This window comes from Sphingopyxis sp., assembly GCF_035686825.1.
Lineage (GTDB): Bacteria > Pseudomonadota > Alphaproteobacteria > Sphingomonadales > Sphingomonadaceae > Sphingopyxis.
Window position 1 is genome coordinate 289393 of sequence record NZ_DASRYZ010000003.1, and the last position, 20197, is coordinate 309589.

The 20197-nt window shown below is 67.7% G+C and carries 12 protein-coding genes; 8 read left to right on the forward strand and 4 right to left on the reverse strand.

What is annotated here, in order from left to right:
- Positions 1 to 187: 187 nt before the first annotated feature.
- Positions 188 to 625, reverse strand: a complete 438-nt coding sequence (locus VFG17_RS06040) for an Rrf2 family transcriptional regulator (RefSeq protein WP_325028557.1) — start codon at positions 623 to 625, stop codon at positions 188 to 190.
- A gap of 101 nt (positions 626 to 726) precedes the next feature.
- Here VFG17_RS06040 and VFG17_RS06045 point away from each other — a divergent pair, with 101 nt between their 5' ends.
- Both VFG17_RS06045 and VFG17_RS06050 read left to right on the forward strand, forming a co-directional pair.
- A complete protein-coding gene (locus tag VFG17_RS06045) occupies positions 727 to 1122 on the forward strand; it encodes a group III truncated hemoglobin (RefSeq protein WP_325028558.1) in 396 nt (131 codons plus the stop codon).
- A 36-nt stretch (positions 1123 to 1158) separates the two neighbouring features.
- On the forward strand, positions 1159 to 1608 hold the full coding sequence (locus VFG17_RS06050) for a globin domain-containing protein (RefSeq protein WP_325028559.1): 450 nt from the start codon (positions 1159 to 1161) through the stop codon (positions 1606 to 1608).
- Positions 1609 to 1831: 223 nt separating this feature from the next.
- On the opposite strand, the gene grxD is transcribed toward VFG17_RS06050, so the two are convergent.
- Genes grxD through VFG17_RS06065 form a run of 3 tightly spaced genes read right to left on the reverse strand, consistent with a single transcriptional unit; the run spans position 1832 to position 2784 of the window.
- Positions 1832 to 2164 carry a Grx4 family monothiol glutaredoxin gene (gene grxD, locus VFG17_RS06055; RefSeq protein WP_325028560.1) on the reverse strand — a complete coding sequence of 111 codons (333 nt, stop codon included), beginning with the start codon at positions 2162 to 2164 and terminating at the stop codon, positions 1832 to 1834.
- A gap of 49 nt (positions 2165 to 2213) precedes the next feature.
- The gene (locus VFG17_RS06060; protein ID WP_325028561.1) at positions 2214 to 2447 is read right to left on the reverse strand and encodes a BolA family transcriptional regulator; all 234 of its coding nucleotides are present in this window, start codon (positions 2445 to 2447) and stop codon (positions 2214 to 2216) included.
- Between the two features lie 10 nt (positions 2448 to 2457).
- A complete protein-coding gene (locus VFG17_RS06065) occupies positions 2458 to 2784 on the reverse strand; it encodes a DUF1476 domain-containing protein (RefSeq protein WP_136175180.1) in 327 nt (108 codons plus the stop codon).
- Positions 2785 to 2994: 210 nt separating this feature from the next.
- Between VFG17_RS06065 and VFG17_RS06070 the strand changes: the two genes are divergently transcribed.
- From VFG17_RS06070 to cysS, 6 genes are all read left to right on the forward strand, one after another.
- Positions 2995 to 6084: a CHAT domain-containing protein gene (locus VFG17_RS06070; RefSeq protein WP_325028562.1), complete on the forward strand. Its 3090-nt coding sequence runs from the start codon at positions 2995 to 2997 to the stop codon at positions 6082 to 6084.
- 4 nt (positions 6085 to 6088) lie between these two features.
- Positions 6089 to 8179 (forward strand): adenylate/guanylate cyclase domain-containing protein, encoded by a 2091-nt coding sequence (locus tag VFG17_RS06075; RefSeq protein ID WP_325028563.1) that lies wholly within the window; start codon positions 6089 to 6091, stop codon positions 8177 to 8179.
- Complete coding sequence (locus tag VFG17_RS06080; RefSeq protein WP_325028564.1) at positions 8166 to 8924, forward strand: hypothetical protein; 759 nt, start codon at positions 8166 to 8168, stop codon at positions 8922 to 8924. The genes VFG17_RS06075 and VFG17_RS06080 overlap by 14 nt, the downstream gene beginning before the upstream one ends.
- A 176-nt stretch (positions 8925 to 9100) precedes the next feature.
- Positions 9101 to 10924 (forward strand): ShlB/FhaC/HecB family hemolysin secretion/activation protein, encoded by a 1824-nt coding sequence (locus VFG17_RS06085; protein WP_325028565.1) that lies wholly within the window; start codon positions 9101 to 9103, stop codon positions 10922 to 10924.
- Between the two features lie 29 nt (positions 10925 to 10953).
- Positions 10954 to 18672 (forward strand): hypothetical protein, encoded by a 7719-nt coding sequence (locus VFG17_RS06090; RefSeq protein ID WP_325028566.1) that lies wholly within the window; start codon positions 10954 to 10956, stop codon positions 18670 to 18672.
- Between the two features lie 49 nt (positions 18673 to 18721).
- Entirely contained in the window at positions 18722 to 20164 is a 1443-nt protein-coding gene (gene cysS, locus VFG17_RS06095) for a cysteine--tRNA ligase (protein ID WP_325028567.1), read from the forward strand.
- Positions 20165 to 20197: the final 33 nt, after the last annotated feature.

The following is a 20197-nucleotide window of genomic DNA, read 5'->3' on the forward strand; positions in this document are numbered from 1 at the left end:
GCGAAGCCCCGAAACTGGCACAGCATTTGTATAATATCATTTGTTCCCGAGTGTTCCGCTCAAATGGAGCGGTGGGGGGCATCGGTCTGGTCCCTGATGCCCCCTGCCCCCACCCGGGAAACCCCACTTACCCCCGATGCAGACGGGGGGCGGAGCGGCCGAAAGGCCCCGCCCCCCGGACGCTTTTTCAGCCCTTCGAAACTTCCGGCACACCGAACAGCGCGGCCAGATTCGCGCGCTTCGCGAGCAGGTCGGCGAGGCTGTAGCCGTCGAGCACCGTCATGAACGCGGCGAGCGCCTCGGCGAGCGCACCCGTCAGCCCGCATGCGGGCGCGATGATGCAGCTGCCGCAATCGACGAGGTCAAAGCCCTCCTCGGTATGGCGCACCACGGCGCCGACATTGATCTCGGCCGCGGGTCTGGCGAGTCGGATGCCCCCGAAACGCCCGCGCATGCTTTCGAGATAGCCCGCATTCACCAGGTCATTGACCACCTTCATCAGATGGTTCTGCGAAATGCCATAGGCGCGCGCGATCTCCGAGATCGGGCTCAGCCGTTCTTCCTCCCGCGCCCCCACATAGAGGAGCACGCGCATCGCATAATCGGTGTAGCGCGTCAGGCGCATCGCAATCCTTCAAATCCGCTTCGATCGCATAATATGTATTTTCGTTGCATGTTTCAAATTTCGAACATACATGCACATCAAATACATGATTGGAGCGAGTCGTGAACCACGACGATCAGATCGACGAAGCCGCGCTCGCGCGCCTGATTCCGGCCTTTTACGACCGAGTGCGCACCGATGCCGAGATCGGCCCGCTGTTCAACGAAGCGGTCGAAGACTGGCCCGCGCACCTCGAAAAACTCGTCGCCTTCTGGTCGTCGGTGATGCTGACGACCGGCCGCTACAAGGGCAGCCCGGTCGCCGAGCATCTGAAGCACAAGGCACGCATCACCCCGGCGATGTTCGACCGCTGGCTCGCGATCTGGACCGCGACGACCGACGAGCTGATGCCGCCCGCCGCAGCCGCAGCCCTCCAAGCCAAGGCCGCACGCATCGCCGAAAGCCTCCAGCTTGCCCTTTTCTTCCGCCTCGACGACCCCGGTCGCGGGGCGGCCTGAAGCCCTTCTCCCCTCTTCAACTAAAAGGAAAATCCTATGCGCACCGCGTCCGCCCACGCCATGGCGATCGTCAAATCGACCGCCCCCGCACTCGAAAAACATGGCCTTGCGATCACCACCGCGATGTACGCCCGACTGTTCGAGAATGAGGAGATCGAAGCGATGTTCGACCGCGCCGCGCAGACGAGCGGCGAACAGCCCAAGCGGCTCGCCGCGGCGATCCTCGCCTATGCGAAGAATATCGACAAGCTGCAGAACCTCGGCACCGCGGTATCGCGCATGGTCGCCCGCCATATCGAGACCGGCGTCCGGCCCGAACATTATCCGCATGTCGCCAATGCGCTGCTGCCCGCGATCCGCGACGTGCTGGGCGAAGAGGTCGCGACCGACGACGTGCTCGCGGCATGGAGCGAGGCCTATTGGATGCTCGCTGACATCCTGATCGCCGCCGAAGCGCAAGCCTATGAGGATGCCGAGGCGGCCTGACCGAAGCGCCGGTTTCGGCCGGTAGCGGACATTGCCTTTTCTTCGTCATTCCCGCGAAAGCGGGAACCCAGCGAGCCAGCGTAGCGACTGGGTTCCCGCTTTCGCGGGAATGACGAGGGTGGGGTAGGAACGTCAGCTAACCACCCCAGAACGGACAAACACAAAAAAAACCCGCCGGCACATCGGCACCGGCGGGCTTTTAATAAGCCGCGAATGCGCCCCCTTATTCAGCGCGCGTCGGAATCCCGTCCATCAGCGTGTGCAGTTCGCCCGCTTCCCACATTTCCATCATGATGTCGCTGCCGCCGACGAATTCACCCTTCACATAGAGTTGGGGGATGGTCGGCCAGTCCGAAAATTCCTTGATGCCCTGACGGACCTCCATGTCCTGCAGCACATCGACGGTTCCATATTCGACGCCGAGCCGGTCAAGCATCGCGATCGCGCGCGAGGAAAAACCGCATTGGGGAAAGAGCGGTGTGCCCTTCATGAAGAGCAGCACGGGGTTGTCGGCGACCAGCTTCGTAATGCGGTCGTGAGTGGTGGGGTCGGTCATTGTCGGTCTCCGGGCAGGCGCGCCATCGCGCCCGCAAATCATCTGCCCCCTATGAGGGGATCGCGGTCGTCAATTGCAAGGCATGAAGTTCGCCGCCCATGCGCCCGCCCAGCGCGGCGTAGACCGCCTTGTGCTGCGCGACGCGGGTCATCCCGCGAAAGGAGGCGCTGACGACATGCGCCGCATAATGGTCGTTGTCGCCGGCGAGGTCGGTGATCGTCACCTCCGCATCGGGAAAGGCCGCGACGATCATCGCCCGCAGATCGTCCTCGCGCATGCCCATGACGATCGCCTCAGTTCTGGCTGTCGATGAACTGGCGGCGGGCTTCGGCGGTCTTGTCGTTCAGCGCGGCACGGATTTCGGCGTCGCTGATCTCGACGCTCGCCGCGGTCAGGTCGCCCGCGAGCTTGCGGATGACGTCTTCGTCGCCCGCTTCCTCGAAATCGGCCTGCACCACCGCCTTGGCATAGGCGTCGGTTTCCTCGGGGGTCAGCCCCATGCGCTCGGCCGCCCATTCGCCGAGCAACCGGTTGCGGCGCGCGGTGATCCGGAACTGCACCTCCTGGTCGCGCGCGAATTTCGTTTCGAAAGCCCGTTCCCGATCGTCGAATGCGCTCATCTTGTCCTCGTGCGAATGAATCTTCCTTTGCAGATAGGTCGGCGACCCCGGCGGCGCAAGCCGCCTGTGCGGCAGATCACTTCCCTTTCGCTTACGAAGGGTTTAGGGTTCATCGTCAAGGGAATGGGTCGTACCGCAGCAATGAAGACTGCGCCTTGCCGACATGGCGTCGGCACGGCGCCTTCACGCTTGTGTTTGGGGGATTGGGTGATGACCGTTCGACGTCCGCATTTGGCGCCGGTTCTGGCCGCGCTGGCCTTGGCCGCGCCGGGAACCGCGCTGGCGCAAGGAGGCGACCCGACGCTTCGCGACAGTTTTGCGATCGGCGGCGAGGGCGGCTCGCTGTGCGAGGTGCAGGCCACCGTCAACGACCGCGTCATCGAGGGCATGTTCGACCGTGCCTGGACGATCATCTGCCGCGATGCCAGCCAGCCCGTCGGCACCGTGCGCATGCTGCGCGCCGACGCCGATACGGCGCGCGCGCGGATCGAACGCGCCCGGGCGGGCACGATCACCTGCACCGCCGACGGCGCCTGCACCGTCGGAAGCAGCGATGTCGCGTGGACGACGCGGATCGAAGCCGACGGCGACACGAGCTACAGCGTCGAAGGCTTCGCCGCCTATGACGATGCGCTCCGGATCGCGCTCGAATCGGTGCGCCAGCGCCGGATCGCCCCCGGGGTGATCCAGGTGGCGACGATCTCGGTCGGCGACAATGATGGTTTCGCGCGCACGCTCGCGGGGGCGATCGACCTCGACAAGGCGCTGGCCGAGGGATATCGCCGCAACCATAGCGGCGATTATGCCGAGGCCGCCGAATTTTTCGAGGCGCTGTCGCGCCGCGCGCTCGATGAGCAGGCGGCGGCGGGAATCGATCCCACCGAATTTACGCTGAACCGCGCGCTGCAACGCTCGAATCTTGGCGAGTTCGCCGAAGCCGAACGCCTGTTCGCCGAGGTCGAGGCCATCCCGACCGGCGACCCCGTCCAGCTCCGTCTCCGCCGCAATTTCCGCGCGATCAACGCGCTCAACCAGCGCGATTATGATCGCGCGGCGGCGCTGCTGCAGGCGCCGATCGCTCCGCTCGCCACCGGCGTGACGGTCGCGGAAGGCGCGGTAACGCTGACCCCCGAAATCGTCGCCGGCGTCAACAGCGGCGACAATGCCCGCGTCATCCGCCAGGCGAACGATCGCGAGCGGCTGACCCCGACCGAGCGCGCGCAAATTATCGACGCGCAGGCGGTCCACCTGCTCGGCACCGTCGAACGGCTGCGTGGCAATGCCGCGGCGGCGAAGACCGCACAGCTCAAGGGACTCGGCGACGCGCTGGCCGTGCGTCAGGGCCGCGTGACCTCGATCATCCGGCTGCGCTCGCAAATGCTCGGCGAACTCGCCCTGGCCGAAGAAGCGACCGGCGATATCGGCAGCGCCGACGCGCGTTTTGTCGACTCGGTCGAGCTGCTCGCGGCCGAATATCCCGAAACCACCGCGCTCGCTTCGGCGCGCGCGCGCTATGCCGCCTTCCTCACCCGCCACGCGCAGGACGACAAGGCGATGGGCATCTATCGCGAGGTCGTCACCGCGCTCGCGAACTCGCAGCGTTCGACCGCGGGCATGGCGAATGTCATGGCGCCCTATTACCGGCTGCTGGCGAACCGTGCTGCGACGGACCCCACGGCGCTCGACCAGTTCTTTGTCGCCAGCCAGCTTCAAATCCGCCCCGGCGTCGCCGATACGCAGGCGGTGCTGGCACGCGAATTGTCGAGCGGCAGCGACGACGGCGCGCGGCTGTTCCGTCAGGCGACAACGCTGAACCGCGACATCGAGCGCGCGCGGATCGAGGATGCGCGCCTTACGCAGCTCCCCGAATCGCCCGAAGTCAATGCGCTGCGCGCCGACATCAAGACCCAGCTCGACAATCTGGCGTTTCAGCAATCCGAAACCATCGTCCAGCTTTCGGCCTTTCCGCAATATCGCGTCGTCGCATCGGGCAAGCTCGACCTTGCCGAATTGCAGCAGGTGCTGCGGCCCGGCGAAGCCTATCTGAAGATGCTGGTCGTCGGCGAAGGCGTCTATGCGATGCTGATCGAACCGGACGGCGCGCAGCTCTGGAAATCGGACATCGGCGCGTCGGAACTCGACCGGGCGGTCGACACGCTGCGGTCCACCATCTCGATCGTCGAAAATGGCCGCCGCCTCACCTATCCTTTCGATGCGGCGACCTCCTACAAATTATACGGCCAGCTGTTCGGCCCGGTCGCCGCGAAGCTGCCGACGGTGCCGCACCTGATCTTCGAACCCGACGGCGCGATGCTGCGGCTGCCGATCAACCTGCTGATCACCGCCGACACCGGGCTCGCCGAGTATGAACAACGGCTGCTCAACCCCGAGGCCGACCCGTTCGACATGCGCCGGATCGCATGGCTCGGCCGCACGACGCGCCCAAGCACGGCGGTATCGACGCTCGGCTTCCGCAATGCGCGGCAGGCGCCGCCGTCAAAGGCGAGCCATCAATATTTCGGGCTCGGCGAGAATCTGCCGGTCGAAGGCCGCTTGCCCTCCACCGGCACCCGCGGCGCGGTGGGCGGCAGCGTCGATGGCGACTGTCTGTGGGACGTCGCGCAATGGGGTCGTCCGATCTCGGCCGACGAACTGATCACCGCCCGCGACGCGATGGGCCGAACCGCGGGGACCTTGCTCACCGGCGGCGCATTCACCGACACGGCGGTCAAGAACCGCGCAGACCTCGCCGACTATCGCATCATCCATTTCGCGACGCACGGCCTCGTCACCGCGCCGCGACCCGCATGCCCCGCGCGCCCGGCGCTCGTCACCTCGTTCGGCGGCGCGGGTTCGGACGGTCTCCTCACCTTCCAGGAAATCTTCGATCTCAAGATCGACGCCGATCTCGTCATCCTCTCGGCCTGCGACACCGCCGGCGCGGCGAGCGTCGCGGCGACGCGCGAGGCGGGACTTTCGGGCGGCGGCAGCGCGCTCGACGGGCTCGTGCGCAGCTTCATCGGCGCCGGAGGCCGTTCGGTGATCGCGAGCCATTGGCCCGCGCCCGACGATTTCGACGCCACCCAGCGGCTGATCGGCGGCCTGTTCGCGGCCGACGAGGGGACGAGCGTCGCCGACGCCTTGTGGGCCACCCAGATGCGGCTGATGGACGACCAGCAGACCTCGCACCCCTATTATTGGGCGGGCTTCGCGATCATCGGCGACGGCGGCCAGGCGCTGCTCCAGGGCGGCACGACCACCGCCCGAAGGGGAGAGGCTGCCGGCCGCGCCGCCCGCTGATCCGATGAACGCGCCCGAAACCATCATCCCCGCCGAGGCGCCGCCCGCGCAGGAGGACAAGCGCGCCGCGGTGCCGCTTGGCAAGCGCGTGCGCCGGCTGATCATGCAGCTCGGCCCGTCGCGGATGGCGGCAACGATCGTCTTCTTGCTCGCCGCGATCCTGATCGCGCGCTTCAGCTGGCAGATGCCGCTGATCAACGCCGCCGAACGCGCGCTCTATGACGCGCGCGCCACGCTGATGGCGCCCACGGTTGAACAGGACAGCCGGATCACCCTCGTGACCTATAATGACGAGACGCTGTTCAACACCGGCATCCGCTCGCCGCTCGACCGGACCCTGCTCGCGAATGCGCTCGGCAATCTCGACCAGATGGGGGCGAAGGCGATCGGCATCGATATCGCCTTCGATTCGCCGCGCCCCGACGACGAATTGCTGAAAGCGCAGCTGCGTGCGATGCGGACGCCGACATGGCTCGCCTATGCCGAACAGGCGAGCAACCCGAACACCATCTTCTATGAGCAGCAGAAATTCCTCCAAGCCTTCATCGCCGACGTCACGACCGCGAAGACCCGGCCGACGAGCGTGCTGTTCCGCACCGACGACGACGACGTGATCCGCAAATGGCCCCACCGGCCGGCAAATCTGCCGCCGTTGATGGCGAACGCGCTGGCCCCCGTCGATCCGGCCTACGCCGATTTTCAGGGTGGCATCCGCTTCCTCGTCCCCGCGCGCGCCGCCGCGGGTCAGGAGGAACCCGTCTTCGCCAACATCCCGATCGACACGTTCGCGATGCCGATGGATTCCGAAATGCGCGCCGGTTTCGCGGAGCTGGTGAAGGGCCGCTATGTTCTGATCGGCGGCGACATCATCGACAATGACCAGTTCAACACGCCATTGAGCCGCTTTCCCGACGCGATCACCGGCCAGCATGAAACGATGATCGGGCTCGAGGTGCACGCCCATATGTTGGCGCAGCAACTCGATCGCGCCTGGCCGCACCCGATCCCGGGGCCGGCGCTTTGGACGCTGGCGGTGCTGATCGTCGCCGCGGGCGGGCTCACCAGCCTGATCGACCTGCGCGCACGCTGGGTCGCGCTCGCCTTCCTCGGACAGATGGCCTTCTTCGTCGCCTTCCCTTTCTGGCTGCACGGGCGCGGCATCGACACGACGACGCTGCCGACCTTCGGCTGGGCGGTCGGCTGGCTGTTCGGCTATGCCGCGGTGGGCACGGCGGCGCGCACGATCGGATCGCGCCAGCGCGCCTTCGCGCAGTCGGCACTCGGCAAATATCTGCCCGCCGACGTCGCGGCGCAGATCCTGCGCGATCCCGACCAGCTTTCGCTGCATGGCGAGCGGCGCAACATCTTTTGCGTCTTCACCGACCTCGAAGGCTTTACCAAGCTCAGCCATGCCGTGACGCCGGAGACCGTCGCGCGCTTGCTCAACGAATATCTCGACCGCCTTTCGGACATCGTGCTCGACCACGGCGGGACGATCGACAAGTTCGTCGGCGACGCCGTCGTCGCCTTCTGGGGGGCGCCACTCAGCCGACCCGACGACGGCGAGCGGGCGGCCGCCGCGGCATTGGCAATGTACGAAGCGGGCGAGAAATTTCGCACCGACCTGGCGGCCGAAGACGTGCCGCCGATCGGCATGACGCGCGTCGGTCTGCACGTCGGCGACGCCATCGTCGGCAATTTCGGCGGCGAGGGGCGCATCCAATATACCGCGCTCGGCGACAGCATGAACACCGCCTCGCGGCTCGAGGCGGCGAACAAGAGCCTGAAGACCGGCGTGCTGATCTCGGCCGAAGCCGCGGTGCGCTCGGGCCGCGACGATCTGGTCCCGATGGGGCGCGTGACGCTGCGCGGGCGGGCGCAGCCGGTCGACGTCTTCACCCCGCGGCCCGATCTTGTCCCGGAACGGCGCGCCCGCATCGCCGCGCTTGTCGCCGCCCACGCGGCGGGCGATAAAAATACCCATGTGACCGCCGCCACAGCCTTGGCTGCGGAATTCGCCCAGGACGCATCCATCCTGTTCCTGATCGAACGCCTGAACGAGACTCAAAAGGGAGAAAGCTATGTCCTTTCCTGACTTCCGGATGCGCCGCTTCGGCCTGACAGCCGCCGCCGCCGTCGCCGCCGTGACCATGGTCACCGCCGCCGCCGCACAATCGATGGTCGTCCGCTCGACCGGCCCGTCGGCGGCCAAATATCCGACCGGGGCGCGGCTCAAGCCGGCCGACAAGCTGACCCTCGTCGCCGGCGACAGGGTCGTGCTGATGCAATCGGGAAAGACGCGCACGCTTTCCGGCCCCGGCACCTTTGCCGCCACCGGCACCGTTCAGGCGAGCCAGTCGCTTGGCGGCAATGTTACGCGTATGCTCGCCAAGGGACCGACGATGCGGTCACGTGGTGGATTTTCGCGCGGCCCCGGCGATCCCATCCCCGCCGAGCTTCGCGCGCCCAATCTCTGGCTGCTCGATTATCGCGAGGGCGGAACTTTTTGCGTCCTCGACCCCGCGTTGCTGATGCTGTGGCGCCCGAACATGGCGGGCGACACCGCGCTTGAGATCGAGAGCGGCGGCAAGAAGACGACCGTCGCGATCGTCGATGGCGCCAATTTCCGCAAATGGCCGACCGACGTCCTGCCGGTGCAATATGGCGCCGACTATCGCCTCTCGGGCGGCGGGCTGGCGCAGCCGGTCACGGTGCGCTTCACCGCCGTGGAAAACGCCCCCGACACGGTCGAGGGGTCGGTCGACATGCTGATGGCCAAGGGCTGCACACCGCAGCTCAACCGCCTCGTCGAAACGATGTCGGACGCGGAGGCCGGTTGAGCAAAAAAGGATGGGCCGCGATTGAACGCGCCCTATCCGTCTGATATTATTCCAGGGAAATACCGCCTGTCGCGTGGCGGAACCTTCCTTGGGTCGCAATTGGCTCCGCCGGGTCTGCCGGCGGGCCGATGAAATTGGCGCACCGCGATCGGTGCGCCGGAACGCAAGGGGTGGTGATGGCCGTGTCGGGGGATGTGGGATTTCATGCGGCCGCGAGGCCGAAATACGCGGCGCTCCGCAGGGCGCTCGCCGGCTCGGCGGGGTTGATCGCGGCCGCCCTGCCCGCCCCCCTGTGGGCGCAGGCGACGCCGCAAATCCCGACGCGCGAGGAAATCCAGCGTCCGGCGACACCTCCCGCTGTAAGGCCCAGTGAACAGATCGTCGCGATCGACGACGGCATCGAACGCGCGCCCTGCCCGCTCGCCAGTCCCGAATTCGCCCAGATCCGTTTCACGCTGCGCGGGGTCGAATTTTCGAGCGTCGAAGGCATCGACAACGCCCTGCTCGCGCCGAGTTGGTCCGATCGCGTCGGGCAGGAACTCCCGATTTCCGCGGTGTGCGAGATTCGCGACCGCGCTGCAACGATCCTGCGGTCGCAAGGCTATCTCGCCGCGGTCCGCGTGCCGCCGCAGACGATCGGCGACGGCATCGTCCGCCTCGACATCCTTTCCGCGCGAATGGCGCGCATCGAGGTGCGCGGCGATGCGGGCGCCAACGAGAAGCTGCTACAACGCTATCTCTCGCGGCTCGACGATGCGCCGGTGTTCAACATCGCCGATGCCGAACGCTATCTGCTGCTTGCGCGCGACATCCCGGGGATGGATGCGCGGCTGACGCTGCGCCCCGGCACGGTTCCCGGCGAAGTCGTCGGCGAAGTGACCGTCACGCGCACGCCCGTCTCCTTCGACTTCAATGTGCAAAATCTGGGGTCGCGCGACGTCGGCCGTTGGGGCGGCAACGCGCGCGCGCGCTTCGCGGGCCTGACCGGCATGGGCGATCTCACCACGGTCAGCTTCTATGCGACTCCCGATCTCGACGAGCAGAAGGTGGTGCAGGCGTCGCACGAGTTCCGCGTCGGCGGCGAAGGGCTGCGCCTTGGCGCCAGCTATACCTATGCCTGGACGCGCCCCGACCTCACCGGCCTGCCGATCAAGTCGAACACCCAGATCGTCAGCCTGTTCGGGTCTTACCCGCTCGTCCTGACGCAGGCGCGGCGCGTCACGATCGGCGGCGGCCTCGACATCATCGATCAGGACATCAGCCTGACCGGCGTGCCGATCAACGAGGATCGGCTGCGCGTCTTCAACTTGCGCGCCGACGCCAGCTGGATCGACCCCGCCTCGATCGCCGGGCGCGGCGGATATAATCCCAGCGAGCCGCGCTGGTCGCTCGCCACTTCGCTCGAAGCGCGGCAGGGCGCCTCCTTCCTCGGCGCCAGCGACGATTGCGGCCCGGGCGGCACGGCCTGCTTTCTGCCCGGCGCGGTGCCGCTCACGCGCATCGAGGGCAAGCCCGACGCCTTTCTGGTGCGCGCCAACGCGATCGCCGAATGGCGACCGGCAAAGCTGTTCACGCTGTCGGCGGCGCCGCGCGCGCAATGGGCGAACGATCCGCTCCTCGCCTATGAGGAATTTTCGGGCGGCAATTTTACCGTCGGGCGCGGTTTCGATCCCGGCACGGTGATCGGCGACAGCGGCGTCGCGGTGGCGCTCGAGGCGCGCTACGGCTCGTTCGTCCCCGCGAGCACGCGGGCCTTCGCCTTCCAGCCCTTCGTCTTTTTCGACGCCGCCTGGGTGTGGAACGAGGATGCCGCCTTCGACGGGCTCGATCCGCAGAAACTCTATTCGGCGGGCGGCGGTGTGCGTGTCGCTTATGGCAACCTCGGCCGGCTCGACGTCACGCTCGCGGTGCCGCTCAATCGCGGCGGCTTCCTGACCGAAAAACCCGATCCGCGACTGCTCGTTTCGCTGACCACCCAATTTGGCGTGGGGGCGCGCTGACCATGACCTTTGCTTCGAGGACGACTGCCATGCGTGCCACCGCCACCTTATCGCCAGTCCGCAAAGGCAAGCAGCACCTGCTGGCCAGTTGCGCGATCGCGGCCGGCATCGCCGCGCTTTCCTATGGCGGCCCGGCCGTGGCGCAGGTGGCGGGCACGGGCAGCTTCGCTTCGGGCACCGGCTCGATCGGTAACGACGGTGCAACCAACTCGACGACGGTAAATGTCGATGGGGCGCAGAGCATCATCAACTGGGTGCCGACCGATACCGCGCCGACGGGCGGCGCGATCGACCTGCTCCCTGCGGGCGAGAACTGGAATTTCGTCGGCACCGGCGACTATACGGTCCTCAACCGCTTCGTGAACGGCAGCGGGGGATCGCTCAGCCGCCAGATCGCGCTCAACGGCACGGTCAACGCCTATACGGGCTCGACCAGCGGCCCGCGCGGGGGCAATATCTGGTTCTACAACGCCGGCGGCATCCTGATCGGCGCGAGCGGCGTGATCAACGTCGGCAGCCTGCTGCTCACGACGAACGACATCGTCACCACCGGCGGGCTGTTCGGCGCGGACGGCTCGATCCGCTTCAACGGCGCGTCGGGCAGCACCTCAGCGATCACCGTCAACGGCGCGATCAACGCCGATATCGGCGGCAGCCCCGGCAGTTCCTATGTCGCGCTGGTCGCGCCGCGCGTCGTGCAGGCAGGCGCCGTCCGCGTCGACGGATCGGCCGCCTATGTCGCCGCCGAGCAAGCGAATATCCGCATCAACGGCGGCCTCTTCGACATCGACGTCACCGTGGGGGCAGAGGGCGGCAACGCGATCACCCACACGGGCACGACCACCGGTCCGGCGCATCTCGACACCAACGGCAACCAGAGCCGCATCTATATGGTCGCCATTCCCAAGAATGACGCGGTGACGATGCTGGTCAGCGGCGCGATCGGTTATGACGACGCGCTGTCGGCACAGGTCGATCCCGACGGCGCGGTACGCCTGTCGGCGGGCTATAACATCACGGCCGGCGAACAGAATCCGGCGCCGGTTAACGCGGCCGCCGCCAATATCGTCGTCAACGACACGCTTTTCCGCAGCAATACGGTCGCGCGGGCAAGCGGCACCTTTGTCGGCGAGGCGCTCCAGCAGATCCCGGGGTCGCCTCCCCCGCTGTCGTCGGCGGGACGCATCTTCGTCGAAGGTGACGGGGTTTTCAGCGGCGACGCAGGCGCCACGCTGACCATCGGCACGGGGCAGCAAGGCGGGGCCACGGGCAATCTGGTCGTCCGGTCGGATGGAGCGCCCGGCGCGGCCGGGAACGTCGCGGTGAACGTCACCGGCGGTACGTTTTCGACCGGCAACCTGCTGCAGATTACTTCGCTCAGCCAGCCCGCCACGGTGACCGGCAACAGCCAGGGCGGAACGGCCAGCCTGACCGTAACCGGCGGCACCCTGACGTCGCCGACGATTGTGGTATCCGCAAGCGCCGCGGCCGATGACGGAACAAATGGCGATACGGGTGATGCACGCGGCGGCAATGCCAGCATCTCCGTCCGAAACGCCGGCACAACACTGAACGCTGACGCCGTGACCATCGATGCGTCGGCTTCCGGCTCGACCAATATCGCCCTTCCGACGGGAAGCGACGCGCAAGGCGGCACGGCCACGTTGACGGTCGCCGATGGCGCAAGCTTCAGCGCGACGACCAGTGTGTCGATCGACGCGAACGGCAGCGGGGGCTTCGGCCCGGTTCAAGCGGGCAACGGAACGGGCGGTACCGCGCGCATCGACATCCTCGGCGCGAACAGCTCGTTCGAATCCGTAGCCACATCGCTGGAAGCACTCGGCAGCGGGGGAAGTTTCTCCGGCCCGAATGACACCTTAAACGGCGGCGACGGAACGGGCGGCAACGCCACGCTCGTGATCAACAGCGACAATGGCGGGATCAAATCGCTCGGCACGCTCTCGCTCGACGCCAGCGGGCGGGGCGGCGATGCGGGCGGAGAGAATTCTGTCGGCGGCGACGCGCTGGGCGGCACGGCCAGCCTGACGGCCGACGGCGGCGCCACTGCGCAATTCTCCGAAATTGAGCTGGTCGCGTCCGCAGCCGCCGGAGCCGCCACATCGCCCAGTGGCACGACGGGCCTGTCGGGCAACGCGCGCGGCAACGATGTGACATTGACGGCGACCAACGGCTCCACCATCGACAGCGACGGCCCGATCAATCTCTTCGCGGTCGGCAGGGGCGAGGCGGGCGAGAATTTCGGGACGGGCAACGGCGGCAATATCGCGGTCAGCGCGACCGCGGGCGGCGCAATCACCACGACGAGCACGCTGACCGCCCTGGCGATGGGTGGCAGCATGTCGGGCGCGCCCCGCCAAAGCGCCGGTAACGGCGTCGGCGGCGATATCGACTTCACTGCCGACAGCGGCACGATCCAGACCCCGGTCTTTGACGTCGATGCGAGCAGCGACACGGCCAACGTCACCGGCACGGGCGGCACAGCGCAGGGCGGGACGATCGACCTCTTCGCCCGCAATGGCGGCCAGATCGTCGCGACGGCCGACGAATTCAGCCGCTTTACGGTCAGCGCACGCTCGGGCGTCAGCGCGGCGGGAACGGCGGCCACCGGCGGTTCGGTCCAGCTGGCCGGCGATGCGGGAACGATCGATCTCGGCATTGGCGCCAACCTCTCCGCCGACGGCAGGACGGGCGGCGCGGCGGTTTCGGGTGCGAACAACCCGACCGGCATCGGTGGCGCGATCCTGATCCGTGTCGAAGCCGACGCATTGGACAGCAGTCGCATCGACGCCGGCGAACTTTTCGCAACTGCCGACGGCCAGGCCCAAGCCGAAATAGAATTGCCGCCCGGCGTGGAAGCTCCGGTCGGCAACAGCCAGGGCGGCACGATGAGCGTGATCGTCGCGGGCGGCACGCTCACCGGCAACGTCATCGACCTTTCCGCCAACGGCGGCACCGGCGACGGCAGCACCGGTAACGGCACCGGGGGCACCGCGACGTTCACCCAGACGGGCGGAACCGTATCGGTCAGTGACATCAGCATCGCGGCCGACGGCTTCGGCGGCACCGCGCAAGGCGTCTCTGGAACGGGCATCGGCGGCATCGCGGCGATCGACCTGTCCGGCGGCACGATCACCGCGGCCGATATCACTGCCTCGGCCAACGGCGAAGGCGGCATCGGCTTTACAGGCGATGACTCCGACCCGCTCAACATCGTCACCAGCGGCGATGGCGGCATCGGACGGGGGGGCACCGCGACGATCAGCATCAGCGGCGCAGCGATCGTCGATGCCAGCGTGATTCAAGCCAACGCCCTTGGCACGGGCGGCGAAGGCGGACAGTTCGACAGCTTCTTCAGCGGGATACCGGGCGATGCCGGCAACGCCGGTGACGGCTTCGGTGGCGAGGCAACGGTGAATGTGCGCGGCGGCACGACGACCGCCAGCAGCCTGGTCGCCGACGCGTCGGGCACCGGCGGTACCGGCGGCTCCAGTTTCTTCTCGAGCAGCGGCGGCCCTGCCACCGGCATCGGGGTCGGCGGCACCGGCGGCACGGGTCGCGGCGGCACCGCCACGATCGCGCTCGAAACCGCGATCGACGGCGTCGGCGCGGCGAGCAGCGTCGCGCTCGGCACCGGCGGTGCGGGCGGCATTCACAATGTCGGCGGCGATGGCGGCGATGGCACCGGCGGCGCCGCGCAGGCGATCGTGACCGGCTTCGAGGCCGGCGAGCTTGCGGTTACCATCGATTCGACCGGCACGGGCGGCAATGGCGCCGACGGCAACGACGGCGCGGGCGGCAGCGGCGGGGGCGGCACCGGCGGCACCTCGCGGATCGCCGCCGACGGTGCGGGCGCGAGCCTGACCGCCGTTCAAAGCAATCTCGTCTCGGGTGGCATCGGCGGCAACGGCGGCGCGGGCGCGCTGGGCTTCAGCTCCTTTCCGACGGTCGCGCCCGATGGCGGCGACGGCGGCGACGGGCAAGGCGGCACGATCGAGATTGCCGCCAACGACGGCGGGACCGTCGCGCTCGGCCTCGACGGCGGCGACATCGTCTCGCTCTCCAGCGGCGGAAGCGGCGGCGCGGGCGGCCTCGGCAGCGACAGCAGTTTCGGCGAAGGAAATCAGTCGGGAAGCGGCGGCAACGGCGGCGCGGGAACCGGCGGCACCGTCCGCCTCGTCGCGACCGGCGGCGCGATCACCTCGAACGGCGAAGCGGTCGATATCGCCGCCAGCGGCCTTGCGGGCGAAGGCGGCAGCGGGGGCGTCGGCCAGGGTGGCGGCACCGACGGCGGCCTCGGCACTTCGGGGCAGACCACGGGCGGCCGCGTCGTGATCGAAACGGCGGGTGGCGCTTCGGGGGCCGGGCAGATCGACCTCGGTCCGACGAGCATCGCGGCAAACGGGGATTTTGCGGGGCGCATCGAATTGCGCGCGCGTGGCGACATCAGCTTCGCGGGTCTTGCGGCCGAGGCGTTGGGGATCGCTGCGCCGACGAACAACGATACCGATAGCGCGCTCGCGGGAATCTTCGTCGCGCCGACCGGCGGCACGATTGCCAGCCAGGGCGACGTCACGCTGACCACCGACGGCTCGATCGGCGTCCATGCCCAGTCGGCCGGCACCCTCGACGTCGACGGCACCCTGACAATCGACGCAGGCGACCAGATCGACATCCGCCACGATGCGCGCGAAGGCGACGGTCCGACGCTACGCGCGACCGGAAACCTGACCGCGACCGCAGCCACCAGCATCAGCGGCGCGCCGGGCAGCCTGATCGCCGCCGACGGCGCGCTGTCGCTGACCACCGGGGGGACGATCGGCGTCGACGGTCTCGCGGGCGACGACATCACACTGACCAGTAGCGGCGCGACGACCGTCGAACATGCCGAAGCCGTCAATGATTTCACCGCGAACGCCGCGAGCTTCGCGACCGGGCTCAATTCGATCATCACCGGCGGCGACATCGATATCAGCTCGCCGGGCGCGGTCGATCTCGGCAATTCGAGCGCGGGGGGCTTCGTTCAGGTCTCTGGGCAATCGATCGTCTTCAACAGCATCGACGCGGGCCTGTCGGTCAGCCTGTCGGCGGATGGGACGGCGCCGGGCGCCGAGGGTATCAGCGGCGGATCGATCGCCGCGGGGGGCAACATCAACCTGTTCGCGAACAGCATCGCGCTCACCGGCGCGGTGACGGGCGATGCCTCCCTCTTCGCTTCCGGCGGCGCGGTGTCGGTGAACAGCGCCGACGTCGCCGGCACGATCTCGATCTTCTCGGCCGACGATCTTTCAGGCAGCTTCATCGCCGGCGGCGACATCTTCCTCAATTCGGGCGGGGACATCGATGCCTCGGCGCAGGCGAACGGCGGCTATGTCGATGGCAACGGTATCGCCGCGGAGGGCAATCTGTTCGTCGTCGCCGCGGGCGGCGCGGCGCTGACCGACAGCTCGGCCGCGCGCATGTTCGGCGTCAGCGCCGGGGGCGCCGCATCGATCGATGGCGGCGCCGCGGGCGAGGACATGCTCGTCATCGCCGGGACGACCGCCAGCCTGACCGACGTCAGCGTGGGCGACGACCTCACCGTCCGCACACCCGGAAACATCGACGCGGTCAATGTCAGCGCGACCGGAGACGGTGCCGACACGCATATTCTGGAGTTTTCGTCCGGGTCGGGCAGCCCGATCTTCACGATCGGCGTTGGCGATGGAAGCGGCGCCGACATCGTCATGACCTCGGCGAATGGCGCGATCGACGCCGCGACGCTGTCGGCGGGTGACGACATATTGCTCAATGCCGCAAACGGCATCGCGATCAACGGCGCGACCACTCTCGGGCTCGGCACGACCGGCGGCGACAGCAGCATCCGCACGCAGGGCGGCGCCACGACGCTCGCGGGCATCGATGCCTTCAGCGACGTGATCGTCGATGCCGCAGGCCTCACGAACCTTTCGGGCAGCGTCGCCGCGGGCCGCAACGCCACGATCAACGCGCAGGACGTCACCCTCGCCGCGCTGACCGATCCCGGCGGCAACGCCGTTCCGACGCTGAGCGCCGACGGCGATGTAGTAATCAATTCGGCGACGGGTATCGCGGGCGGCGGCGTTCGCGCGCTCGGCGGCGCGGCGCTGACGGCGGGCAACGCCATCGGCCTCACCACGGTCGAAGGCCAGAATGTCACGCTGACCGGCACGACCGGCATCGACGTGGAGGCGGCCAATATTCTCGGCGCGGCCAGCCTGAACAGCAGCGATGGCGATATCCGTATCGGCAGCCTGCTTGCCGCGGGCGCGGTCGATGCCAGCGCCGATGCGATCCGTATCGAAGGCGGCGGCAACCTCGCCTTTGCCACGCTCACTACCGACGTCGGCGACGCCTATGTCCGTGCGAACGGCGACCTGTCGGTCGCAAACGGCAATGTCGCGGGCACCGCCGACTTCGGCACGCAGGGCGAAGGAATGAGCATCGGCACGCTCAACGCGGCCAATGCGATCCTCGCCAATTCGGGCGGCTTCCTCAATCTTGACACCGTCACCGTTGCGGGCAGCCTCGACGCCAGCGCGCTCGCCTCACTCGGCATCACCGGCGTCGTCACCGGCCAGTCGATCGGGCTTGCCTCGGGGAATATCACGATCGGCTCGGCGGGCCGCGTCGGCACCGCGGGCGTCACGCAGCAATTGTCGGTTGCGAACAACAACAGCGACAACCAGACCTTTGTCGGCGGCGCGCCGGGCACGAGCGTCGCGGGCTATCATATCGATGCCGACGAACTGACCCGCCTCTATGCCAGCCAGATCGAAATCGTCGCGCCTGCGGTGCAGGCCGCGGGCAGCAGCTCGGTCGGGTCGACCGCGCCGCCCGACGTCATCGTCGACACCTTCACCATGACCGGCGGCGCGGCGGGATCGAACCTCGGCGCCAACGGCGCGCTGACGATCCGCACCCCGGGCAAGATGCGCGTGATCGGCAATGTCGAACTGACCGGGCTCACCGACGCCAATACGCTCAATCTTGTCGCGGGTGACGCGCTCGAAGTGATCCTCGGACAGGGCAGCGTGCGGCTCGTCAACGGCGCCGATCCGGCGGGGCAGCTCAACCTCGTTTCCGACGACGTCATCGTCGCCACCGCCGAAGCGATCGCGGATGTCGGCGCGGCGACCTCGACCAGCGCGATCAACACGCGGCTCGCACAGAATGACGGCATCGTCCTCGACGAAGGCGCGCTCTTCGCACGCGGCATCCGCGCCGAGGTCGTCGGCGGCTTCTACGTCCAGAACAGCGGAGCCGGAACCGACCTCGCGCAGCGCCGCGGGCTGACCTTCGGCGCCGGCGGGCTCGACGTCGTCACCGACGGGCCGTCGCGCATCGTCGTCAACGGCGTCGCGCTTGGCGCGAACGGCCAGGTAACCGGCCTCGACGCGCTCCAGCTTCTGACCATCGGCGGTGCCGCCCCCGTCCCCGGCAGCTATGACCGGGGATCGACCGTCAACGGCTGCCTCATCTCCAGCCCGACCGTCTGCGCCACCGTCGTCTTCGACATCGACAGCAATTTCCCGGTGCAGGACGTCATCGAGGAGATCGACGGCGACGAGGAGAGCGAGGGCGAAGGTAATACGCTGCCGCAACCGCTGATCACGATGCGCGAGGTCGACCCGCTCACCGGCGCGCCGCTTCTCGACGATCCGGTGACCGGCGCGGGCAACGACGATCTGTGGACGCCGCCCGCAGAGTAGCAAGCGTTTCGGTTGACGCCGACCGGCGGAGCAAGGCATGGGCGGCGGCATGACCGACGCCCCTGCTCTCCCGCTCAAGCTGTTCAACAGCCTGACGCGCAGCCTCGAAATCTTCGAGCCCGTCCACCCCCGCGAAGCGCGCGTCTACAGCTGCGGCCCGACGGTCTATAATTACCCGCATATCGGCAATATGCGCGCCTATGTCTTCGCCGACACGCTCGGCCGCACTTTGTCGTACAAGGGCTATAAGCTCACCCACGTCATCAACATCACCGACGTCGGCCACCTGACCGACGACGCCGACGCGGGCGAGGACAAGCTGGAAAAGGCCGCGGCTGAAAAGGCGCAGTCGATCTGGGACATCGCGAAGCACTATACCGAAGCCTATTGGGCCGACGTGAAGGCGCTCAATATCCGCCAGCCCGCGCACTGGTCGATCGCAACCGACTATGTCCCGCAGATGATCGAGTTCGCAAAGGCGATTGCGGACAGGCATTGCTACGAGCTCGACGGCGGCCTCTATTTCGACACGACGACGGTGACCGGCTACGGCCGACTGGCACGCCACGGAACCGATGAGGGTGAAAGCCGCATCGACCCCGTCGACGGCAAGCGCCACCCCGCCGACTTCGCGATCTGGCGCAAGACGCCGCCGGGCGAGAAGCGCCAGATGGAATGGGATTCGCCGTGGGGCCGCGGCGCGCCGGGCTGGCACCTCGAATGCTCGGTGATGTCGGAGGCTTTGCTCGGCTTTCCGTTCGACATCCACACCGGCGGCATCGACCACCGCGAGATCCACCACCCGAACGAGATCGCGCAGAACCAGGCGCACAGCTGCAGCGACGCGAGCGGCGCAAGGCTGTGGATGCACAATAATTTTCTCGTCGAGCGCTCGGGCAAGATGTCGAAGTCGAGCGGCGAGTTCCTGCGCGTCCAGCTCCTCATCGACAAGGGCTACCACCCCCTCGCCTATCGCCTGATGTGCCTGCAGGCGCATTATCGCAGCGAGCTCGAATTTTCGTGGGAAGGTCTCGGCGCCGCGCTGACGCGATTGAAGCGGTTGGTGATGGCGGCGGCGCCGGTCCGCGAAGCCGAAGCGATCGACGTGACCGACCGCCGCCTCGCCGACCTGCTCGCCAGGTTCGACGCGGCGATGTCGGACGACCTCAACACACCCGTCGCGCTGACCCTGCTCGAAGAGACGGCGGCGATGAAAAAGATCGACGGGGGCCAGAAGCGCGCGACGCTCGCCGCGATGGACGCGGTGCTCGGCCTCGACCTGCTGACGATCGATCGCGCCGACCTGCGCGTCCGGCCAAAGGCGGCGACCATCGCCGAAGACGAAATCGATGCTACCCTCGCGCGCCGCAAGGATGCGCGCGCGGCCAAGGACTTCGCCGCCTCCGATGCGCTCCGCGACGAACTCGGCGCCGCGGGGGTCGAGGTGATGGACGGCGACCCGCTCGGCTGGGAGTGGCGGCTCGACAACTAGCCTCTCGCTCGCCATGATCGGTTGCAGAATGGA